16 protein-coding genes are annotated in these 18,581 nt (G+C 71.0%); 7 read left to right on the top strand and 9 right to left on the bottom strand.

Annotated elements, in window-relative coordinates; all coding sequences use genetic code 11:
• Window positions 1-146: 146 nt before the first annotated feature.
• The 3 genes from DR046_RS06385 to DR046_RS06395 all read right to left on the bottom strand — a co-directional run bounded on the left by DR046_RS06385 (window position 147) and on the right by DR046_RS06395 (window position 5,264).
• Window positions 147-1,622, bottom strand: a complete 1,476-nt coding sequence (locus DR046_RS06385) for a Rieske 2Fe-2S domain-containing protein (protein WP_115381102.1) — start codon at window positions 1,620-1,622, stop codon at window positions 147-149.
• Complete coding sequence (locus DR046_RS06390; RefSeq protein ID WP_115381104.1) at window positions 1,619-2,833, bottom strand: MBL fold metallo-hydrolase; 1,215 nt, start codon at window positions 2,831-2,833, stop codon at window positions 1,619-1,621. The genes DR046_RS06385 and DR046_RS06390 overlap by 4 nt, the downstream gene beginning before the upstream one ends.
• 733 nt (window positions 2,834-3,566) lie before the next feature.
• Window positions 3,567-5,264, bottom strand: a complete 1,698-nt coding sequence (locus DR046_RS06395; RefSeq protein WP_167766938.1) for an alpha-amylase family glycosyl hydrolase — start codon at window positions 5,262-5,264, stop codon at window positions 3,567-3,569.
• Window positions 5,265-5,832: 568 nt separating this feature from the next.
• On the opposite strand from DR046_RS06395, the gene DR046_RS06400 reads away from it, so the two are divergent.
• Both DR046_RS06400 and DR046_RS06405 read left to right on the top strand, forming a co-directional pair.
• Window positions 5,833-6,642, top strand: a complete 810-nt coding sequence (locus DR046_RS06400) for a glycosyl transferase (protein WP_115381108.1) — start codon at window positions 5,833-5,835, stop codon at window positions 6,640-6,642.
• Entirely contained in the window at window positions 6,639-7,538 is a 900-nt protein-coding gene (locus tag DR046_RS06405) for a glycosyltransferase family 92 protein (RefSeq protein WP_115381110.1), read from the top strand. Before DR046_RS06400 ends, DR046_RS06405 begins: the two co-directional genes overlap by 4 nt.
• A gap of 97 nt (window positions 7,539-7,635) precedes the next feature.
• On the opposite strand, the gene DR046_RS23225 is transcribed toward DR046_RS06405, so the two are convergent.
• Both DR046_RS23225 and DR046_RS06410 read right to left on the bottom strand, forming a co-directional pair.
• Window positions 7,636-8,391, bottom strand: coding sequence for a hypothetical protein (locus DR046_RS23225; protein ID WP_167766940.1), 756 nt, complete (start codon window positions 8,389-8,391; stop codon window positions 7,636-7,638).
• Window positions 8,392-8,508: 117 nt separating this feature from the next.
• On the bottom strand, window positions 8,509-8,904 hold the full coding sequence (locus tag DR046_RS06410) for a rhodanese-like domain-containing protein (RefSeq protein WP_115381117.1): 396 nt from the start codon (window positions 8,902-8,904) through the stop codon (window positions 8,509-8,511).
• Between the two features lie 112 nt (window positions 8,905-9,016).
• Between DR046_RS06410 and parA the strand changes: the two genes are divergently transcribed.
• Window positions 9,017-9,649 carry a ParA family partition ATPase gene (parA, locus tag DR046_RS06415; RefSeq protein WP_115381119.1) on the top strand — a complete coding sequence of 211 codons (633 nt, stop codon included), beginning with the start codon at window positions 9,017-9,019 and terminating at the stop codon, window positions 9,647-9,649.
• A gap of 83 nt (window positions 9,650-9,732) precedes the next feature.
• Here parA and DR046_RS06420 read toward each other — a convergent pair whose 3' ends face one another.
• Window positions 9,733-10,332: a riboflavin synthase gene (locus tag DR046_RS06420; protein WP_115381121.1), complete on the bottom strand. Its 600-nt coding sequence runs from the start codon at window positions 10,330-10,332 to the stop codon at window positions 9,733-9,735.
• 123 nt (window positions 10,333-10,455) lie between these two features.
• On the opposite strand from DR046_RS06420, the gene DR046_RS06425 reads away from it, so the two are divergent.
• The 4 genes from DR046_RS06425 (at window position 10,456) to DR046_RS06440 (ending at window position 15,198) form a co-directional block, all read left to right on the top strand.
• Window positions 10,456-11,739 (top strand): capsule polysaccharide biogenesis protein, encoded by a 1,284-nt coding sequence (locus tag DR046_RS06425; protein WP_115381123.1) that lies wholly within the window; start codon window positions 10,456-10,458, stop codon window positions 11,737-11,739.
• Window positions 11,740-11,847: 108 nt separating this feature from the next.
• Entirely contained in the window at window positions 11,848-12,981 is a 1,134-nt protein-coding gene (locus DR046_RS06430; protein WP_115381352.1) for a polysaccharide biosynthesis/export family protein, read from the top strand.
• The gene (locus tag DR046_RS06435; protein WP_115381125.1) at window positions 12,981-13,172 is read left to right on the top strand and encodes a hypothetical protein; all 192 of its coding nucleotides are present in this window, start codon (window positions 12,981-12,983) and stop codon (window positions 13,170-13,172) included. Before DR046_RS06430 ends, DR046_RS06435 begins: the two co-directional genes overlap by 1 nt.
• A gap of 37 nt (window positions 13,173-13,209) precedes the next feature.
• Window positions 13,210-15,198, top strand: coding sequence for a capsule polysaccharide biogenesis protein (locus tag DR046_RS06440; RefSeq protein WP_115381127.1), 1,989 nt, complete (start codon window positions 13,210-13,212; stop codon window positions 15,196-15,198).
• Window positions 15,199-15,313: 115 nt separating this feature from the next.
• Here the strand turns inward: DR046_RS06440 and DR046_RS06445 are convergent, their stop codons facing one another.
• Genes DR046_RS06445 through DR046_RS06455 form a run of 3 tightly spaced genes read right to left on the bottom strand, consistent with a single transcriptional unit; the run spans window position 15,314 to window position 18,537 of the window.
• Entirely contained in the window at window positions 15,314-16,750 is a 1,437-nt protein-coding gene (locus DR046_RS06445) for an NAD-dependent succinate-semialdehyde dehydrogenase (protein WP_115381354.1), read from the bottom strand.
• A 60-nt stretch (window positions 16,751-16,810) separates the two neighbouring features.
• Window positions 16,811-17,785 (bottom strand): LysR substrate-binding domain-containing protein, encoded by a 975-nt coding sequence (locus DR046_RS06450; RefSeq protein ID WP_115381129.1) that lies wholly within the window; start codon window positions 17,783-17,785, stop codon window positions 16,811-16,813.
• A complete protein-coding gene (locus DR046_RS06455) occupies window positions 17,782-18,537 on the bottom strand; it encodes an aspartate dehydrogenase (protein WP_115381131.1) in 756 nt (251 codons plus the stop codon). Before DR046_RS06455 ends, DR046_RS06450 begins: the two co-directional genes overlap by 4 nt.
• Window positions 18,538-18,581: the final 44 nt, after the last annotated feature.

Here is an 18,581-nt window from a genome sequence, read left to right on the forward strand (position 1 = left end):
ACGGATCCCATTGAAAAAGCTTCGTTCGCGCCCATTCGTAGCGGGTAATCCGGCCCTGATGATGTGACGGCTGCGTCCCCGTGGATCGTCCTGCCCCCACCGTGGACAACCGGATGCCGTCAGGGGCGGCCCCCACCGTCAGGGCCTCACGCGCCCTCGAGAAGCCGGATCTTCAGGTCCCGGAAGGCGCTGCGCGCGCGGGACTCGCGCTCGTGGTCGAGCATCGCCTCGATCTTCGCGCCCAGCTCCCGCAGGCGGGCGTCGCCCAAGCGCTCGGCCTCGAGGAACATCGAGGTTTCCTCGGAGCTTGCATGATGATCCACGGCCTCGTGCAGCGTGCGGAGGTGCTCGTCGAACTCCGGGTCCGACGTCCCCAGCCGCAGCGTCACTGCGAGCATGTCGGCCAGCTGCTGGTGCTCGGCATGGGCGAGCGGCACGTCCTCGCTGACGGGGCGGACGGCAGGGTAGAAGATCTCGTCCTCGACATGCTCGTGGATTTCCAGCTCGCCGGCGAGCAGGCGCATCAGGTCGCGCCGCTCCGGGTCGGACGGATCCATCGCGCGGATGCGCTCGAACAGGCGGCGCATCAGGTCGTGGTGCTCGCGCAGGACCTCGTCGGCGCGGCGCGCGCCCGGGGGCGGGTCGGCAGGCGCCTCACGTGCCTGCGCGGCCAGGATCTTGCGCGGCGTCAGCGCCTCGTCGCCCGGCTCCATCTCGCGCCGGACCTCGACCTGCCCGTCCCGAAGCCGGACCTCGTAGCGCGGCTGCGGGGCGGTGGAAGGGCCGTCGAGTACGCGCCCCGACCGCAAGCAGTAGCGCGAGCCATGCCAGGGGCAGACCAGCCCGCCATCCTGCACCCAGCCCTCGTCCAGCGGCCCGCCCATATGCGAGCAGCGCGAGCCCATGGCGTGGACCTGCCCGCGGTGCTGGACCAGCACGATGCCGATCTCGGCACGCGCCACGGGGTCCCAGACGGCGACGCGCCGCGGCCGGTCCTCCTCCAGCTCCGCCTCGGCGATCACGGGCTGGAAGGCGCGAGGCTCGGGCGATCGGTCGGCCTGGTCCACGCCGACGCGGCGGCGATAGGCGAGATGGCCGCCGAGATAGGCACCGAGCCCCATCGCGAGCCAGCCCGCCCCGCTCAGCGCCTGCCCCGCGCGGCGCTTTCCCCGCCGACGCAGCGCGAGTGAGCCGAGGGTCAGGACGAGCGCCGTCGAGTTGGCCGCCGCGTGCACGAGCCCGGTGCGGCGGTCGCGCCCGTGGACCTGCCGCCAGTCGGCCAGGCCCGAGGCCGCGGCGGCGACCGCCCCGGCCGACCCGACCGTGAGCGCGATGTCGGCGGCGCGCGCCGCGCCCGGGTCGCGCACCGCGCCGGAGACCTCGGCCGCGTCGAGCATCGCCGCAAGCGTCCAGCTGCCCACGGGCAGCGTCGCCAGGGCGGGGTGGAGCGGGTGGCCGAGCCAGGTTCCGTGCAGCGCGTTCTGGATCGGCTGCGCCGCGGTGCCGAGCGGCTGGAGGACAAGCGAGACCGCGTTGGCGACGTCGTAGGCCGGTGCGTCCAGACGCTCCTCGGCCTCGATCGCGGAGGTCAGGCGGTCGGGGGTCGTGTTGAGGGGCTTCATGCGCGTCCTTCAGATCGGTCGGGTGGGAGGGATCTGTCGCGGGCGTCCGGGACGGCGAGCGCGTCGAACGCATCGGCCAGCCGGTGCAGCGCCCGACGCATCTCCGGGCCGCCGAGCGGTGCGCCGTGACCCGAGAGGATCACCTCCGGCTCCAGCGCGGCCAAGGTGCGGGCAGAGGCGCGCGCCGCGGCCCAATCGGGGGTGAAGTAGGCCGGAGGCCCATGGATCTCGGGCGACTGGAGGGCGACGGCATAGGCCGCCTCCTGCCGCGTGGTGATCACGGCATCCCCCGACAGCAACGTGCGGTCCCCCTCGCGCCAGAGCGAGACGTGGCCCGGCGTGTGCCCCGGCGTGTGCAGCCAGCGCCAGTCCGGCGCAAAGGGCACCGTGCCGTCCTCGGGCAGCGCGCGCAGGCGCCGGCTCACGTCCACAGGCGCGGTCGGATAAAGCCCTGCGACGGCCGCCATCGCCCCTCCGCCCACGGTGGGATCGCCGGGCGGATAGGAGGCGGTGCCGTCGAGATACGAATGCTCGAGGGGATGGGCGTAGACGGGTACGTCCCAGGCTTCGGCCAGATGCTCGAGCGCGCCGACATGGTCGAAATGGCCATGGGTCATCACGATGGCGGCCGGTCGCGCGCCCGGTCCGAAACGGGCTTCGGCGGCGCGCGTGATGGCCCCGGCGCTGACCGGCAGCCCCGCATCGACGAGCACCCAGCCGCGGTCCCCCGCGCCGCGGGCCCCGAGGAAGGCCAGGTTGACGATCCCGAGCCTCCGATAGGCGAGGCCCGGCACGACCTCGTGCGCCGGACCCTCGCCGATGCTGGCACGGGCCTCGGAGGGGACCGCCACCTGCCGTCCGACTGTCCTCCGTCCCTGCTCGGGCCGGTCGGTGAGCAGCGCGGCGGCGAGCGAGAACAGCCCGTAGCCCAGCATCGTGGTCCGCACCTCGCGCGGCGCCCGGTCGAGCAGCGCCGCCGCCGCACAGAACCCCGCCCCCTGAAGCGCGTCGAGCGCGAGGTGCTCCCCCATCGAGAGCGGGGCTGCCGAGCCCTGGCGGTAGCGGGTCAGGAGGCTGTAGCCCGCCACGCCCAGCCCGGCCGCCGCGAACGGCCCGCGCAGCCCCTTCGGCCAGCCCCGCGCGCGCGGCCCCGCGATCAGCGCCGCCGCGGATACGGCGTCGAGCGCTGCGTGCAGGGGGGTGGGGATCATCGGGACGTCCTCCCGTGCCGGGGCTTCGTGCAGCGTCCGGACGGACGCCACGGCGGGGCGACGGTCGGCTCCGACCGGGCTCGGAGGAGGCTCAGGAGGACGGGCAACGGGTCGCTCCGGATGAGGAAGCGCCACCCTTCCGCGGGCGGCAGTCGGTGATCAACCTCCAGATGCTCTCAGGGTTCCAGGCTCTTGCGGGTTTCCCTTGCCCGCGCCCGAGCGGAACCGGGAGCAAAAGCTTGCGGGAGGGCACTGGTCCCCGCGCTCGTGGCGCGGCTGGTCGCGGCCGTGCGGGCCTCGTTGCGCAAAGCCTTGTCGGATTCACATCCCGCGTCCAGCAGCATGGTTGTGGGACTCGGCGAGCCTCGTGCCCCTCCGCTAGCGCGGCCTGAAGTGCTCCATCGCCGAGAACGGCGCCTACATCCTGCGCGACAGCCGCCAGATGGCGAGCAGGTCAGGCCGGGTCGACGCCCGGCTCCGCCAGCGCCGCCGCCACCCGAGCGGCATCCTCGGGGCCGGAGGCGTCCCTCCCTCCGACCGGCACGCCGTTCAGCCGGATCGGCTGGCGAGGCCCCCGCCAGCGCCGGGTCCCGCATCCGCTCAACGAAGGCGAGCGACGTCTTTCACGAGAGTCGCCGTCACCCCCTTGTCCGTCGCCATCTCCAGCACCGGGGGCGGCGCGCCGTCGAGCCGCCCGACGCAGGGCGGCTCGGGGCCCCGTGAGGGGGCGGCGTCAGCCCAGCCGGACCGCGGCGAAGCCGAGCGGTGGCAGCGCGATGCCCTCCTCCTTCGCGCGGGCGGCCGAGCCCGGCACCGCCTCCAGCTTCGCGCCGCGGGGGGCGGAATGGACCTGCGGCGCCAGCCCCAGATTGGCGAGGAAGGTCATCTCCTCGCCGTCGCCCGCGCGCGTGAAGGCGAGGACGGGGCCGTCCTCCCCTTCGGCGATGGTCTCGTCCGCCAGCCGCAGGAACCCGTGCTCCCGCCGCCAGCGGAGCAGCGCCTTGAAGAAGGACAGGACGGAGCCTTCCTCCTCGGCCTGCGCCGAGACGGCGAGCGGGCGATGCGCCTCCGCGACCGGCATCCAGGGGTCGTCGCCGTCGGTGAACCCGGCATGGTCGGCGCCCGCATCCCAGGGAAAGGGCATCCGCACCCCGTCGCGGCCCACGAAGTCGGGATAGAGGTTGATGGCCCAGGGATCGTGCATGTCCTCGCGCGCGACCTCGGGCTGCGGCAGGCCCAGCTCCTCGCCCTGGAACACGATCGCCCCGCCGCGCAGCGTCGCCTGCAGGAACAGCAGCAGCTTCGCCGCCTCCTCGCGCCGGCCCGCGTCCTCGGCGAAGCCGGTCAGCTGCGAGACCGCGCGTTGCGTGTCGTGGTTCGTCAGCACGTTGTAGTACCAGCCCGAGCCGACATGGTCCGAGCGCACGCGCAGCGTCTCGATCAGCCGCGCGACCGGGTCGGACTTCTGGATCAGGTCGAAATCGTAGACCGCGTGCAGCCGCTCGCGCCCGGCCGTGTACTTGACCGCGAGGCGCGAGCTGTCGACATCCGCGAGCTCCCCGATCAGCGCGAACTCCGGATGCCCCTCGGTCAGCTCCCGGCGCATCCGCTCGATGATCCTCAGCCCGTGGGGCACGTCCCGGTCGAAGAGGTGGCTCTGGGCGGCGAAGGGGTTGTTCGGTCCGCCGCCGATCGCGACATCGTCGAAGGGCTCTCCCCGCGGCGGGTTCGACCGCAGCGTCTCGTCCCAGCACAGGCACTGCACCGCGTCGAGCCGGAAGCCGTCTATCCCGACGTCCCGCCAGAAGGCCATCGCGTCCAGCACCGCGCAGAGCGCGTCCTCGTTGCGCAGGTTCAGCGCCGGCTGGCAGGTCAGGAAGGGGTGGTAGTAGTATTGCGACCGCCGCGGCTCCCAGGTCCAGGCCGGCCCGCCGAAGGAGGATAGCCAGTTGTTGGGCGGCGTGCCGTCCTCGCTCCGGTCGGCCCAGACATACCAGTCGGCATGGGGCGCGTCGCGCCCGCTGCGGCTCTGCTGGAACCACTCGTGCTGGTCCGAGGTGTGGCAGGGCACGAAGTCGGCCAGGACGCGAATGCCTCGGTCATGGGCGCCCTCGATCACCGCCTTGAGGTCCTCGATCGTCCCCATGGAGGGATCGACCGCCCGCATGTCGCTGACGTCGTAGCCGAAATCGACCTGCGGCGAGGCGTAGAACGGCGCGAGCCAGATCCCGTCGATCCCCAGATCCGCGAGGTAATCGAGCTTCTCGGCCACGCCCTTCAGGTCACCGATCCCGTCTCCGTTACCGTCGCGGAAGCTGCGCAGGTAGATCTGGTAGAAGACGGCGCCGCGCCACCAGTCCTCGGGCGCGACCGCGGGCGCATCGGCGTGCAGGATCGCCCGGGCGAGCATTGCGTCGCGGCGGTCGCTCATGTCTGGCTCCCCTGGCGTGACATGCATGGCGCGCCGCCCGGCGCGGCTTCGGTGACGGGCGATTGTTCTCGTTTCAGCCGTGACATGGACCTTCCTGCTTCTTTCGGGAGGTAACGCGTCCGGCCCTGAATTGATCCTGTCCGATCCCGGCCGCGCGTCCCGAAGGCGCGGAACGGCCTTTCGCAGCCCACCCTCACTTCCGCCGAGACGGCTGTGTCCGGCCCGACCGGGAAGGTGGGACCGTCGCCCGGCGGGCTCGCGCCTCGCCATCCGCACGACACCCGGACCCGTGAGGCCGGCAGCGGGTCCCGGCCATCGCCTGCCACCTCCCGGCCAGCGCCCCGCGCGACGGCGGGTCTTCCTGATCGCGTCCCGCTCCCGTTATTGCTACGAGGGACGTCACAATAACGGAGAGGACGCGTCGGACCGGGATGAAGAGAATTTCAGCAAAGGCAAGGACCTGCCGGACGGTCCCGCATCCGCCGGCACCCCAGCGCGCCGACGCCGGTCATGTCCCGGCCCCAGCGTCTGCCATCCGGGGCCGCCCGAGCCGCACCGGAGGCACGCGATGAAGAAGCAGGTCATCTGCATCCGCTGGGGCACCAAGTACGGCCCCGACTATGTCAACCGGCTCTACGGGATGGTCGCGCGCAACCTCGCGCCGCCCTTCGACTTCTTCTGCATCACCGACGACGGCGCGGGGCTGAGGCCCGAGGTGCGGGTCGTGCCCCTGCCGGAGCTGGGCTTCACGCTCGACGGCATCCGCCACGGCGTCTGGGACAAGTCCCGGCTCTGGCAGCCGAAACTGGGCGACATCACCGGGCCGGTCCTCTTCATGGATCTCGACCTCGTCGTCACTGGCCCGCTCGACGGCTTCTTCGAGGTCGGCGCCCCCGAGGACGTGATCCTTGCCCGCAATCCCACGACCCCGTTCGAGAAGCTCGGCCAGACCTCGCTCTACCGCTTTCCTGTCGGCGGACTCGTCCCGCTCTGGGAGAAGTTCCGCGCCGATCCCGTGCGCATCGCCGCCGAGCACAAGTTCGAGCAGCGCTTCGTCACCCGCAACGCCCCCGGCGGCGCGCATTTCTGGCCCCGCGGCTGGGTCGCGCATTTCCGCCACCACTGCGCGCGGACCTTCCCGCTCAACTACTTCGCCGAGCCGCGGCTTCCGCCCGAGGCCAGGGTCGTGATCTTCGCCGGCGGCCTCAATCCGCCCGACGCCATCGCCGGCCGCTGGTGGCCGCATCTGCCGGTCCTGTCGCGCGGCGACCACGTCCGGGCCGCGCTGACCGCGCCCGAACACGCTGGGTCGCGGATGCGCTACCTGCGCCACTACATCAAGCCGACCGGCTGGGTCCGCGAGACCTGGGTCGAATGAGCTGGCGCGACCGCCTGCGCCAGCGCCTCAAGATCGGCAGCGTCGGCCTCCGTCCCCCCGCTCCGGCGCCCGACCGCCACGGCGTCGCGCTCGCCGCCATCATCCGCAACGAGGCGCGCTACGCCCCCGAATGGGCGCGCTTCCACCGCGCGGCGGGGGTGCGGGCGTTCTTCGTCTACGACGACGGCTCGACCGACGGCACGGCCGAGGCCCTGCGCGCCGTGCTGGGCGACGCCCTGACCGTGATTCCCTGGGCGCAGCGGCTGGAGGACGCGCGGCTGGGGCGCGAGATCCACAACCAGGTGCTCGCCTATGCCCACGCCGCGTCGAATTTCGGCGGCGCCTTCCGCTGGATGGGCTTCATCGACGTGGACGAGTTCCTGATCCCCGTCTCCGCCCCCTCGATCCCCGCCGCGCTGGAGGGGCTGGACGTCCCCTCCCTCTCGCTGCCCTGGCACATGTTTGGGCATGGCGGCCACGAGACCGCGCCCGAGGGCGGCGTGCTCGCCAACTACACCCGCCGCGCCCGCGAGGTCGGTGGAGACGCGCCCGGCCTGCGCGCCTTCAAGATGCTGGCCGATCCCTGCCGGATCACCTCGATGCGGGTCCATTCCCTGTCCTGCGACGGGTCCGAGGCGACCTGGAACGACCGTGGCGACCGTGTGGCGACGGCCTCCGCCCGCGACCGGCGCTTCGTCTCGGCCGAGCGCCTGCAGCTCAACCACTACTACACCCGCTCCCGCGCCGAGTTGGAGGCCAAGATCGCCCGCGGCCCGAACCTCCCGTCGAAGGCGGCGGAGTACAGGCGGAAGGTCATGCGGACCGTGGACTCGGTCGAGGCGGACACGGTGGAGGACACGCGCGCGCGGGACTATGCGGCGGGGTTGGGGATGTGAGGGCGGATGTCCGGTTCGAGCCCGGAGCGCTGCATGTTGCGAACTGAATGCACGAGGTCCGAACACGATAGTATTTCGGTCCTCGACATTATATTATTTATGAGTGGGCTGTTATTGATGAAGCCGGCTCTTGCTTCAATTCCACTAACGGTTGGCCGTCGAGGTGAATGTTCACCATCATCGCCGCTGCGACGATGACGACAACGGATATACCGCTCAGGGCTTCAGACCCAGTTGGCTCCAATGGAAGATGAATGACCCCGGTCCTTCCTGGTTCAAGACTGTCTTCGGGAGGGCCGAATGTTAGATAGCGCATTGCAGCGTCCAGCTCTTTCTCTCGCTTGTTTCGAGATGTATCGTAGTGTGCGCCGCCAAGTTTGTTGCACGCAAATCGAAGCGTTTGCTCCATCGAAAAGTTCTTACCCTCAAAATGAAGCACAGGACGTTTCATTAAACTTCCCAGCTTCATCATCTCGACATTCAAATTGGCCAGTTCGCTCACCCATTGTGGCGGCTCATCAGAGATTGAATGATACAGAGACCAGATTGGTTTGCCATGGAACCTGACGCCGGCAGATAGATAATAGTTGATGTTGGGGTCGTTCGTTATCCTTTCAAAGATACTCGTATCGTCTCGCACTGGAAAAGTGAAGGGCACGCATAATTGATCCGTAAGGCGGCGAAGTTCGTTATCGCAAAGCCAACGTCGAACGATAACGGAAGCCTGGCGGACATGGCGATTCTGCACTGGAGCATTGGGGAACGTAAGCTCCACTAGGCTCTTTAAGTCGTCTTCGAACAGGTTCAGAAGCTCAGAGAATTCTGCGTCTGACATAAGCTCCGGTTTTGGCATCGTGTGATTCCGGTTACTCTTTCTGCAAGAAGTATTGATGATCATAGACTGACCGTCGAATACTTCGAGGAAATGCCCCGAAGGTCTGCTTCGTCCCGCAAAGCGAACGTCGCCCCCCTACGCCTCCCGCTCCACCGGCCCGCCCTTCTCCTCCCAGGTCGAGAAGCCTTCCTTCAGATGCGCCGCCTCGAACCCCATGTCCTGCAGCGTCGCCACCGTCAGCGCCGAGCGCCAGCCCGAGGCGCAGTGGAAGACGTAGCGCGCGCCGGGCTTCGCGAAGACCGGCTTGTGGTAGGGGCTGTCGGGGTCGACCCAGAACTCGATCATCCCGCGCGGCGCGTGGACCGAGCCGGGGATGTAGCCCGTCCGCGACCGCTCCCTCGGGTCGCGGATGTCGACGATCACCAGGTCCGGGTCGTCCATCTGCGCGATCAGGTCGGCGGTCTCGACCTCCTCGATCCGGGCGCGGGCCTCGGCCACCATCTCGGCGGAGCTTTTCTTCAATGCGGTCATGGAACCCTCCTGTCGGCTGGAAGGCTGACATGCCCCAGGGGCAGGGGCAAGCATTGACGCCGGGACGGGGGCGGGCGATGCTGCGGCGCCGCATGACTGCCCGGAGACCGCCATGGCCAGGATCATCACCTTCGCCCAGCAGAAGGGCGGGTCGGGCAAGACGACGCTCTGCGCCCATGTCGCCGTCGAGCTGGCCTCGCGGGGCCACGGCGTGGCGCTTCTCGACAGCGACCCGCAGGGGTCGCTCGGGCGCTGGTTCATGACCCGGTTCGAGCGCGACAGCGGCCTCAAAGGCGACATCACCTTCTCGACCTCCTCGGCCTGGGGCGTCAGCTACGAGGCGTCGAAGTACAAGGACACACACGATTACGTCCTGATCGACACGCCGCCCAAGATCGACAGCGACCTCAAGCCCGCGCTCAAGTCCTCGGACCTGATCGTGGTGCCGGTGACGGCCAGCCAGGTCGATCTCTGGGCGACCGAGGGCGTGCTGGAGATGGCGGGGCGCGAGAAGAAGCGCCCGCTCGCCGTGCTCAACCGCGCCCGCGCCGGGACCAAGCTGACCAACTCGGTCAAGGCCGCGCTCTCGGGGCTGGAGGCCGAGGCCGCCGAGGCGGTCGTCGCCAACCGCGTCGCCTATGCCGAGGCGCTGGGCGCCGGACTCGGCGTGGCCGAGATGCCCGGCGCGGGCATGGCCGCGGCGGAGATCGCCGCGCTGACCGACGAGATCCTCGCGCGGCTCTGACGGGGCAGGGGCCTGACGCCACGGCGTCGGCCGGTCGCAAAGCATCGAAAGATCGCGGACCGCCCGGACCGCGTCGGCCGGTCTTATCCCGCCTCGACCAGCCGCGCGACGTAGCGGGCCAGCGTGTCGATCTCCAGGTTCACCAGATCGCCCTCGGCTGCCTCGCCCCAGGTCGTCGCCTCCCGGGTGTGGGGGATGATGTTGACGCCGAAGCGCCGCCCCTCGACCTCGTTGACGGTGAGCGAGGTGCCGTCGAGCGCGATCGAGCCCTTGGACGCCACGAACCGCGCCAGCGCCTCGGGCGCCTCGAAGACGAAGCGCCGGGAATCGCCCTCGGGCGTGACCGAGACGATCCGCGCGACGCCGTCGACATGGCCCGACACGATATGACCGCCCAGCTCGTCGCCCACCCGCAGCGCCCGCTCCAGGTTGATCCGCCGGCCCTCGGTCCAGCGCTCCAGCGCGGTCTTCGACACCGTCTCGGCGCTCACGTCCACGTCGAACCAGCCGCCCTCGGCGTCGCGGCCCCGGTCAACCACGGTCAGGCAGACCCCGTCGCAGGCGATCGAGGCGCCGATGTCGATGCCCTCAGGGTCGTAGCCCGTGCCGATCCGCACCCGCAGGTCGCCGCGCCGCTCCAGCGCCCGGACCCTGCCGATATCGGTGACGATTCCCGTGAACATTCCGCTTTCCTCGCGCCGCATGTTGCGTATTTGCTGCTAATTCGGGCCACACCCGGCCGCAAGTGCCCCATTCCCGCCAAACTGCTGGGGCAGCTTGCAGGTGACTGAAACCCGGAGGGCGCGATGCGGCCCCTACGCCGATTCCTGTTCCTGCAAGGGCCTCACGGGCCCTTCTTCGACCGCCTGGGGCGCCTGCTCCGCGCGGCGGGGGCAGAGACGTGGCGCGTGGGCTTCAACCGCGGGGACGAGGCATTCTGGTTCGACCGCCCCTCCTACATCCCCTTCCAGGCCGCGCCGGAGGCCTGGCCCGACAGGCTGGACGCGATCCTGGGCGAGAAGGGGATCACCGACATCGTCCTCTACGGCGACACCCGCCCGATCCACGCCGAGGCGGTCGCCGCGGCGAAGGCGCGCGGGCTCACGGTCCACGTCTTCGAGGAGGGCTACCTGCGCCCCTGGTGGGTCAGCTACGAACGCGGCGGGTCGAACGCCAATTCCCGGCTGATGGGCAAGACCGTGCCCGAGATGCAGGCGGCGCTGGCGCAGCTCGACCTCGACCTGCCGGACGCGCCCGCCCATTGGGGCGACATGCGCCACCACGTCTTCTACGGGATGCTCTATCACTGGTTCGTGCTGTCGCGTCCGGGCCGCTACCGCGCCTACCGACCGCATCGCGACGTGACCGTCCTGACCGAGTTCCGGCTCTACCTGCGCCGCCTCGTGACGATGCCCCTCACCGCGCTGGAACGCCGCATCCGCACCCACCGGATCACCACGGGCGGCTTTCCCTACCACCTCTGCCTGATGCAGCTGGCCCACGACTCGAGCTTCAAGGCCCATTCCCCCTTCGCCTCGATGACCGAGTTTCTGGAGGTCGTCGTGGCGGGCTTCGCCGCCGGCGCGCCCTCGCATCACCACCTCGTGCTCAAGGCCCACCCGCTGGAGGACGGCCGCGCGCCCATCGTCCAGACGATCCGGCGCCTCACGCAAGAGCACGGGCTGGAAGGCCGCGTCCACTACCTGCGCGGCGGCAAGCTCGCCGCGCTGATGAACGAGGCGCGCTCGGCCATCACCGTCAACTCGACCGCGGCGCAGCAGGCGCTCTGGCGCGGGTTGCCGGTGCTGGCGCTGGGGCGGTCGGTCTATTCCAAGCCGGAATTCGTCGCCGATCAGAGCGTCGAGGCCTTCTTCGCCGACCCGACCCGGCCCGACAGCCGCGCCTATCGCGACTACCGCCACTACCTGCTGGAAACGAGCCAGGTGGCGGGCGGATTCTACTCCGCGCGCGGACGCAGGCAGCTGCTTCGACAGGTCGTCGACATGATGCTGTCGGAGCTCGACCCCTATGACCGCCTCGAAGCCGGCAAGCCGGCGCCGAGGCAGAACCTGAAACTTGTCTCCGGCTGACGCCGGGGCCATGACCGAATTCGCCCGGCGGGGGACACCCCCCGCCAGACGGGGGCCAACCCCCGCGAAGAGGCACCAGAGGCAGAACGAAAGGGCAGTCACGTGATCATGCACAAAAGCCGGGGGGCGCGGGCCGTGGCCCTGTGCCTGGCCCTGACCACCATCGCCAGCTGCGGTGTCGTGCCGCGCCCGGGGCCGACCAAGTCCGAGATCTTCGCCGGATCGGTCCTGCGCGAGGGCGACGCCTTCATCGTCTCGGTCAATGACCGGGTGACGCGGGCCACCGCCGTCGTCCCGGCCCTGGGCTTCAGCCACGCCTTCCTCAATGCCGGGCTGCTTGGCGCCGACACGATCCGTCCCGGCGACACGCTGGGACTGATCGTCTACGAGAACGTCGAGGACGGGCTTCTGACCAACGCGGGCGCCTCGGCCTCGCTCATCGACGAGGTCCAGGTCGACAGCGCGGGCTTCATCTTCATCCCCTATGCGGGCCGCATCCGCGCGGCGGGCAACACGCCCGAGGCGCTGCGCGACATCATCACGCGGCGGCTGGACCAGCAGACCCCCGACCCGCAGGTCCTCGTCCGCCGGATCGCGGGCGACGGGGCGACGGTCTCAGTCGTCGGCGGCGCCACGGCCCAGGGCGTCTACCCGATCGAGCGTCCGACGCGCACCCTGACCGCCATGATCGCGGCGGCGGGCGGCGTGGCGATCCCGACCGAGGTCGCCCGCGTCACCGTATCCCGTGGGCACCACACCGAGACCGTCCTGCTGGAAGACCTCTACCGCAACCCGAAGCTCGACATCGCGCTGCGCGACGGCGACCGCATCTTCATCGAGGAGGACAGCCGCGCCTTCACCGTGCTCGGCGCCACCGGCACGCAGCAGCGGCTGGAGTTCGAGACCGACATCGTCACCGCCATCGAGGCGCTGGCCCAGGTCGGCGGCCTGCAACCCCAGCTCGCCAACCCGACCGGCGTCTTCATCTTCCGCAACGAACCCGAAGAGATCGCCGAGGCCGTGCTCGGCCGCGACGACCTGATCGGGACGCAACGCGTGGTCTACGTGCTCGACCTGACGGAGCCGAACGGCATGTTCCAGGCCCGCGACTTCCTGATCCGCGCGGGCGATACGGTCTACGTGACCGAGGCGCCCATCGTCCGGTGGAACCGCTCGGTCGCCGCGATCTTCGGCTCGCTCACGCCGATCGCCTCGACCGCCAACACGCTGGGGGTGAACTGATGACCCTGCAGGACCGCATCGGCCCCGCCCGTGGCCTGATCCAGGCCGCGCTCGCCACCGGCCTTGTCTGGGCGCTGATCCCGCCCGAGGACGGCCCGGCCCTCCTGCGCGGCGCGATGATCGTGCTGCTGGCGGCGCTGGCCGTCGCGGCGCTGGCGACGAGCACGGTCGCGGGCCCCGGCAAGCGGTGACGCGCGCGCCCGAGGGCCGCGCGCGGGCCGCCTCGGGATGACGGCCCCGCGCACCGCGCGGGTCCTGTCGCTCGGCCTGCTCTCGACCCGCATCCGCCGGATCGCGTGGCTGGCGGGCTGGGACCTGAAGCCCGGCTGGCCGCGCCCCGGCGACCACCTCGCCGCCTGGGGGATGGACGGTCCCTCCGCGCGCCGCGCCTCCGCGGTCTCGGCCCGGACCGGCGCGCCGATCCTGCGGCTGGAGGACCCGTGGCTCCGCTCCCTCCACCCCGGCCGCACCGGCGAGCCGCCGCTGGGCCTGCTGATCGACGAGCGGACGGCGCATTACGACGCCAGCCGCCCCAGCGACCTTGAGACCCTGCTCGCCACCCACCCGTTCGACGACGGCGACCTGCTCGCGCGCACCCGCGCGGCGATGGAGGAATGGCGCCGCTCCGGCGTGACCAAATACGCCGCGACCCGCGCCGATCTCGCCCCCCCCGCGCCGGGCTACGTGCTGGTCGTCGACCAGACCCGGGGCGACGCCTCGATCCGCCATTCCGGCGCGACCGAAACCACCTTCCGCGAGATGCTGATGCTCGCGCGGGAAGAGCATCCGGCCAGCCCCATCCTCATCAAGACCCACCCGGAAGCCCAGCGCGGCCTGCGCCCCGGCCACTATTCCGAGGCCGACGCCACCCATGGCGCCACGCTCGAGGACCGGCCCCTGCCGCCCGCGACGCTGCTGGCCGGCGCGACGGCGGTCTACACGGTCAGCTCCGGGCTCGGGCTGGAGGCGATCCTCCACGGCCATCGCCCCCAGACCTTCGGCCGCCCCGCCTGGTCCGGCTGGGGCCTCGACGAGCCGCGCAACCCGACGCCGAGACGTCAGCGCAAACTTACGCGAACCCAGCTCTTCGCCGCGGCGGCGGTCCTCTACCCGCGCTGGTACGACCCCCATCGCGATCGGCTCTGCGAGCCCGTCGACGTCGTCCGCGTCCTTGAAGCCCGCGCCCGCGCCTGGCGCGAGGACCGCGCGGGCTGGTGCGCCCCCGGCCTGCGCCTGTGGAAGCGCGCGCCGTTGCGCCGGTTCCTGTCAGGCAACCTGACCTTCCGGGAGACGGCGGGGTGCAGGCGGCTCGAATGGGGTATTTCCGACGTCGGACGCATATCCGACGCGGATCACCCGCGCGTCACCCATGAAATCACCCGCCTCGAAGACGGCTTCCTCCGCTCCCGCGGGCTGGGGGCAGAGCTAGTGCCGCCTCTCTCCCTCGTCCTCGACGGGCAGGGCCTCTACTACGACCCGACCCGCCGCTCGGACCTGGAGGACGCGATCCTCCGCGCCGCCGCGCTCCCGCCCGAAGCGCTCGCCCGCGCCCGCGCCCTGCGGGCCGCGATCACCGCGCTGGGCCTCACGAAATACAATCTCGACCGCCCCGCCCCCGACCTTCCTGACCGCCCCTTCCTGCTGGTCCCGGGGCAGGTCGCCGACGACGCGTCGATCCGGCTGGGGACGACGCAAGTCACGGACAACGCGGGACTCCTGAAAGCCGCCCGCGCCGCTAACCCGGACGCGATCCTGGTCTACAAGCCCCATCCGGATGTCGAGGCGGGACTGCGGGAGGGCGCCATCGACGCCCTCGACGCCGACCTCGTCGCCACCGATGCGCCCCCGGTTCCGCTGATCGAGGCGGCCTCGGGCGTCTGGACCCTGACTTCGCTCCTGGGCTTCGAGGCGCTGCTCCGCGGCACGCCCGTCACCACGCTCGGCGCGCCTTTCTACGCGGGCTGGGGCCTCACCGACGACCGCGGCCAAGTCCCCGCCCGCCGCCGCGCCGCGCGCCCCTCGCTCGACGCGCTGGTCCACGCGGTTCTCATTGACTATCCAAGGTATTTCGACCCGATCCTCGGCCAGGCCTGCCCGCCCGAGATCGCCGTCCACCGCCTCGCCCACGGGCCGCATCCGCGCCCCGGCCCGGCCAACCGGATGCTCTCCAAAGCCCAGGGCGCGCTCGCCACCCAGGCCCATCTCTGGCGTCGCTGACTGGGTGCTCGGGGCGCTCGGGGGGCACGCGCGAACGCGCGCCCCCGTCGCCACATTTACCTAACACTCGTGAACCAACCGATACTTGTGGCGCTTCGCGGCTTCGCAAGGCGCCTCAGACGATCTCCATCGCGTGCGAAACCGTCTTGACGATCATGTAGTTCCCCAGCCCCTCGGTCCCGCCCTCGCGCCCGGTCCCGCTCGCCTTGACGCCGCCGAAGGGCGTCTCGGGCAGCGAGGCTTCCAGCGTATTGATGGACAGGTTCCCCGCCTCGACCTCGTCCGTCATCCGGTCGACATGATCGGCGCGGTTGGTGAACCCGTAGGCAGCGAGCCCGTAAGGTACGGAATTGGCACGCGCAATCGCCTCGTCCAGCGAGGCGACGGGATTGACGACGGCCAGCGGTCCGAACGGTTCTTCCTGCATGACGCGCGCCCCGTCGGGCACGTTGGCGAGCACGGTGGGTTGCAGGAAATAGCCTTGATTGCCGATCCGCTCTCCTCCAGTGATGACCTCCGCGCCCTTCGCGCGCGCGTCCTCGATCAGGTCGCGCAGCGCGGGCAGGCGCCGGTGGTTGGCCAGCGGCCCCATCTCGACGTCCGGCTTCCGCCCGTCGCCGACCGTTACCGCCGCAGCGCGCGCGGCGAAGGCGTCGAGGAAGCGCGCGAAGATGCTCTCGTGGACGAAGAACCGCGTCGGAGAGGTGCAGACCTGCCCGGCGTTCCGATACTTGCGCACCGCGCCGCTGACCGCCGCGCGGTCGACATCGGTGTCCTCGCAGACGATGACCGGCGCATGGCCGCCCAGCTCCATCAGCGCGCGGGTGTCGTGCTGCGCCGCCAGCGAGGCCAGTTCCCGCCCGACCTTCGTCGAGCCGGTGAAGGCCACCAGCCGCACCGGGTCCTGCCGGATCAGGTGGTCCGAGATCTCCGCCGGATTGCCGAAGACGAGGTTCAGCACGCCGGGCGGCAGCCCCGCGTCGTGGAAGGCCCGCACGATGTGCAGCGCGCCCGCCGGCGTCTCCTCGGCGGCCTTGAGGATGATCGAGCAGCCCGAGGCCAGCGCCCCGGCGACCTTGCGCGCGGGCTGGGACATCGGGAAGTTCCAGGGCGACAGGCCCAGCGTCACGCCGATCGGCTGGTGATGCACGACATAGCGCACGCCCGGCGCCGCGGGGATGACGCGGCCATAGGTCCGCACGGCCTCGCCGGCGTCCCACTCGAAGAACTCGCAGCCCCGGATCACCTCCAGCCGGGCCTGCGCCAGCGGCTTGCCGTGTTCTGCGGTGATCGCCTGCGCGATCTCCTCCTGCCGCTCCCGCATCAGCGCGGCGGCCTGCAGGATCACGCCGGCGCGGTCGCGCGGTGATGTGCGGCGCCAGACGCGGAAGCCCGCCTCGGCTGCCTCCAGCGCGTCGTCGAGATCGGAAAGGCGGGCATGCGGCAGGCGCCCGATCTCGGCCTCTGTCGCCGGGTCCACGACCGGCAGCGTGTCCGAAGTCCGCCGCCACACGCCGCCGATATAGAGCTGCAGGTCGGGATAGGTGGGCATCATGTCCTCGGCGACGGTCTTCCGAGGGGTCGCGCCGGGTGGCCCCCGGCTCAAGGCCATTCAGCGCATGTCGCTATCCGATTGGCCGATAGCCAGCCCGTCCGACGCCGCCCGCAGAGCGTCCAGAAAAGCCGTTCCGGCGGGGGACAGGCCCTCCTGGCCGCGATGGGAGACACCAACCGGACCCGCGCCGAAAGGCGCCGTCCAGTCGATCGCGACCAGCAGGCCATGCGCGATGTCCAGCGCCGCGACAGGTGCGGGCATCAACCCGATGAAATCGTTGCTGCGCAGCAGGGCGCGGTTGGCGAGATACGAGACCGACTCGACCGCGATCAATGGCGGCGCCTGCGGCTGGCGGGCGAGGAACTGGTCCGCCTGCCGGCGCAGCGTCGTCTCGGAGGGGGGCAGGATCCAGCCATGGCGGGCGAGTTGCGGATAGGTGACCTCCGCCGCACCGGCCAGCGGATGGGTCGGTCCGGTGACGGCCAGGACGCGGGTCTCGAAGAAGGTCTCCTGCACGATCTGCGCGCGATGCCGCTCCCGGGGCAGGCGGCCCACGATCATGTCGATCTCGCCCGCCAGAAGGCGCGGCATCAGCACCTCGTTCGTCCCCTCGACGATCTTCACCGCCACCTTGGGCCGCTCGGCCCGCAGCCGGTCGATGGCGGCGGGCAGCAGCGCGGGGGAGGCCGCCAGCAGGGTGCCGACGGTGACGCGCCCGCTGTTGCCCTCGCTCAGGTCGTCCAACTCCTGCGCGGCGTTGGACAGTTGCGCGAAGATCAGCGTGGCATGACGGATCAGGCTGGCGCCGAAGGCGGTGGGGACCACGCCGCGATTGGTCCGGTCGAAGAGCCGGACCTCGAAGTCGAGCTCCAGGTCCTGGATCATCTTGGTCGCCGCGGGCTGAGAGATGCCCAGCCCCTTCGCCGCGGCCTGGATGCTGCCCTCGCGCCCGACCGCAACCAGCAGGCGCAACTGCCGCAGCTTCAGCCGCGTCAGCGCGCGGTCGAGGATGCGGGCATGGCGCGGGATCATCCGATCGCCACCGGCGCGCGCTGGCGCAGGACGGTGGCAACGACGCTCATCGCCGCGAGCGCGGCGCTGCGCGGGTTGTCGGGCAGGGCGCGGCCCTCGATGCGGAAGTCGAAGCGGCCGAAGGCGCCCTCGGCGGCGATCTCGTGGACGTTGCCCGGCGCCTCCGGATCGGCGATCAGCCGGACCTGCGTCGCGTCGAACCCCGCGCCCGCCAGCGCCACGGCGGCGGCGACATTGGCGTTCTTCGGATAGGCCAGCGCGGCGGCGCGGGCGGTCCCTTCGAAATGCGTCGCGGGGGCGTCGAGCCTGTCGAGATCCAGCGCGTCCTCCGCCGGGGACCCGCGCCACCCGGCGGGCGGCTTGCGGCCGGTGTAGGTCACGCGCTCCAGCCCGCCGACCCGGGCTGCGGCAAGGCAGTCGAGCGCGCCGATCGCCCCGCTGGCGAGGTGCAGCCTTGCCCCGCCGCGCCGGGCGGCCTCGCGCAGCCGGTCGTGCAGCGCGTCGTCGGCCAGCGCCCCCAGCGAGACCGTCACGAGGTCGATGCCGCGCGCCAGGATCGTTGGCCCATGCTCGGCCAGCGCGGCATGGCCCGCGCAGTCCAGCATCAGCGTCACCTCCCCGGGCAGCGCCTCGGCGGAGGTCACGCGCCCCGGCCCCGCCCGCGCGGGCCGCACCAGTGCCACGCTCACGCCGCTCAGATGCGCGCGGACGTAGCTGCCGATGGCGCCCTCGCCGATGATGCCGATGGTCATGCGTTCTCCCCCGTGGCAAGCGCGTCGGCTATAGCATATTCGGA

It is taken from the genome of Jannaschia formosa, assembly GCF_003340555.1.
Lineage (GTDB): Bacteria > Pseudomonadota > Alphaproteobacteria > Rhodobacterales > Rhodobacteraceae > Jannaschia > Jannaschia formosa.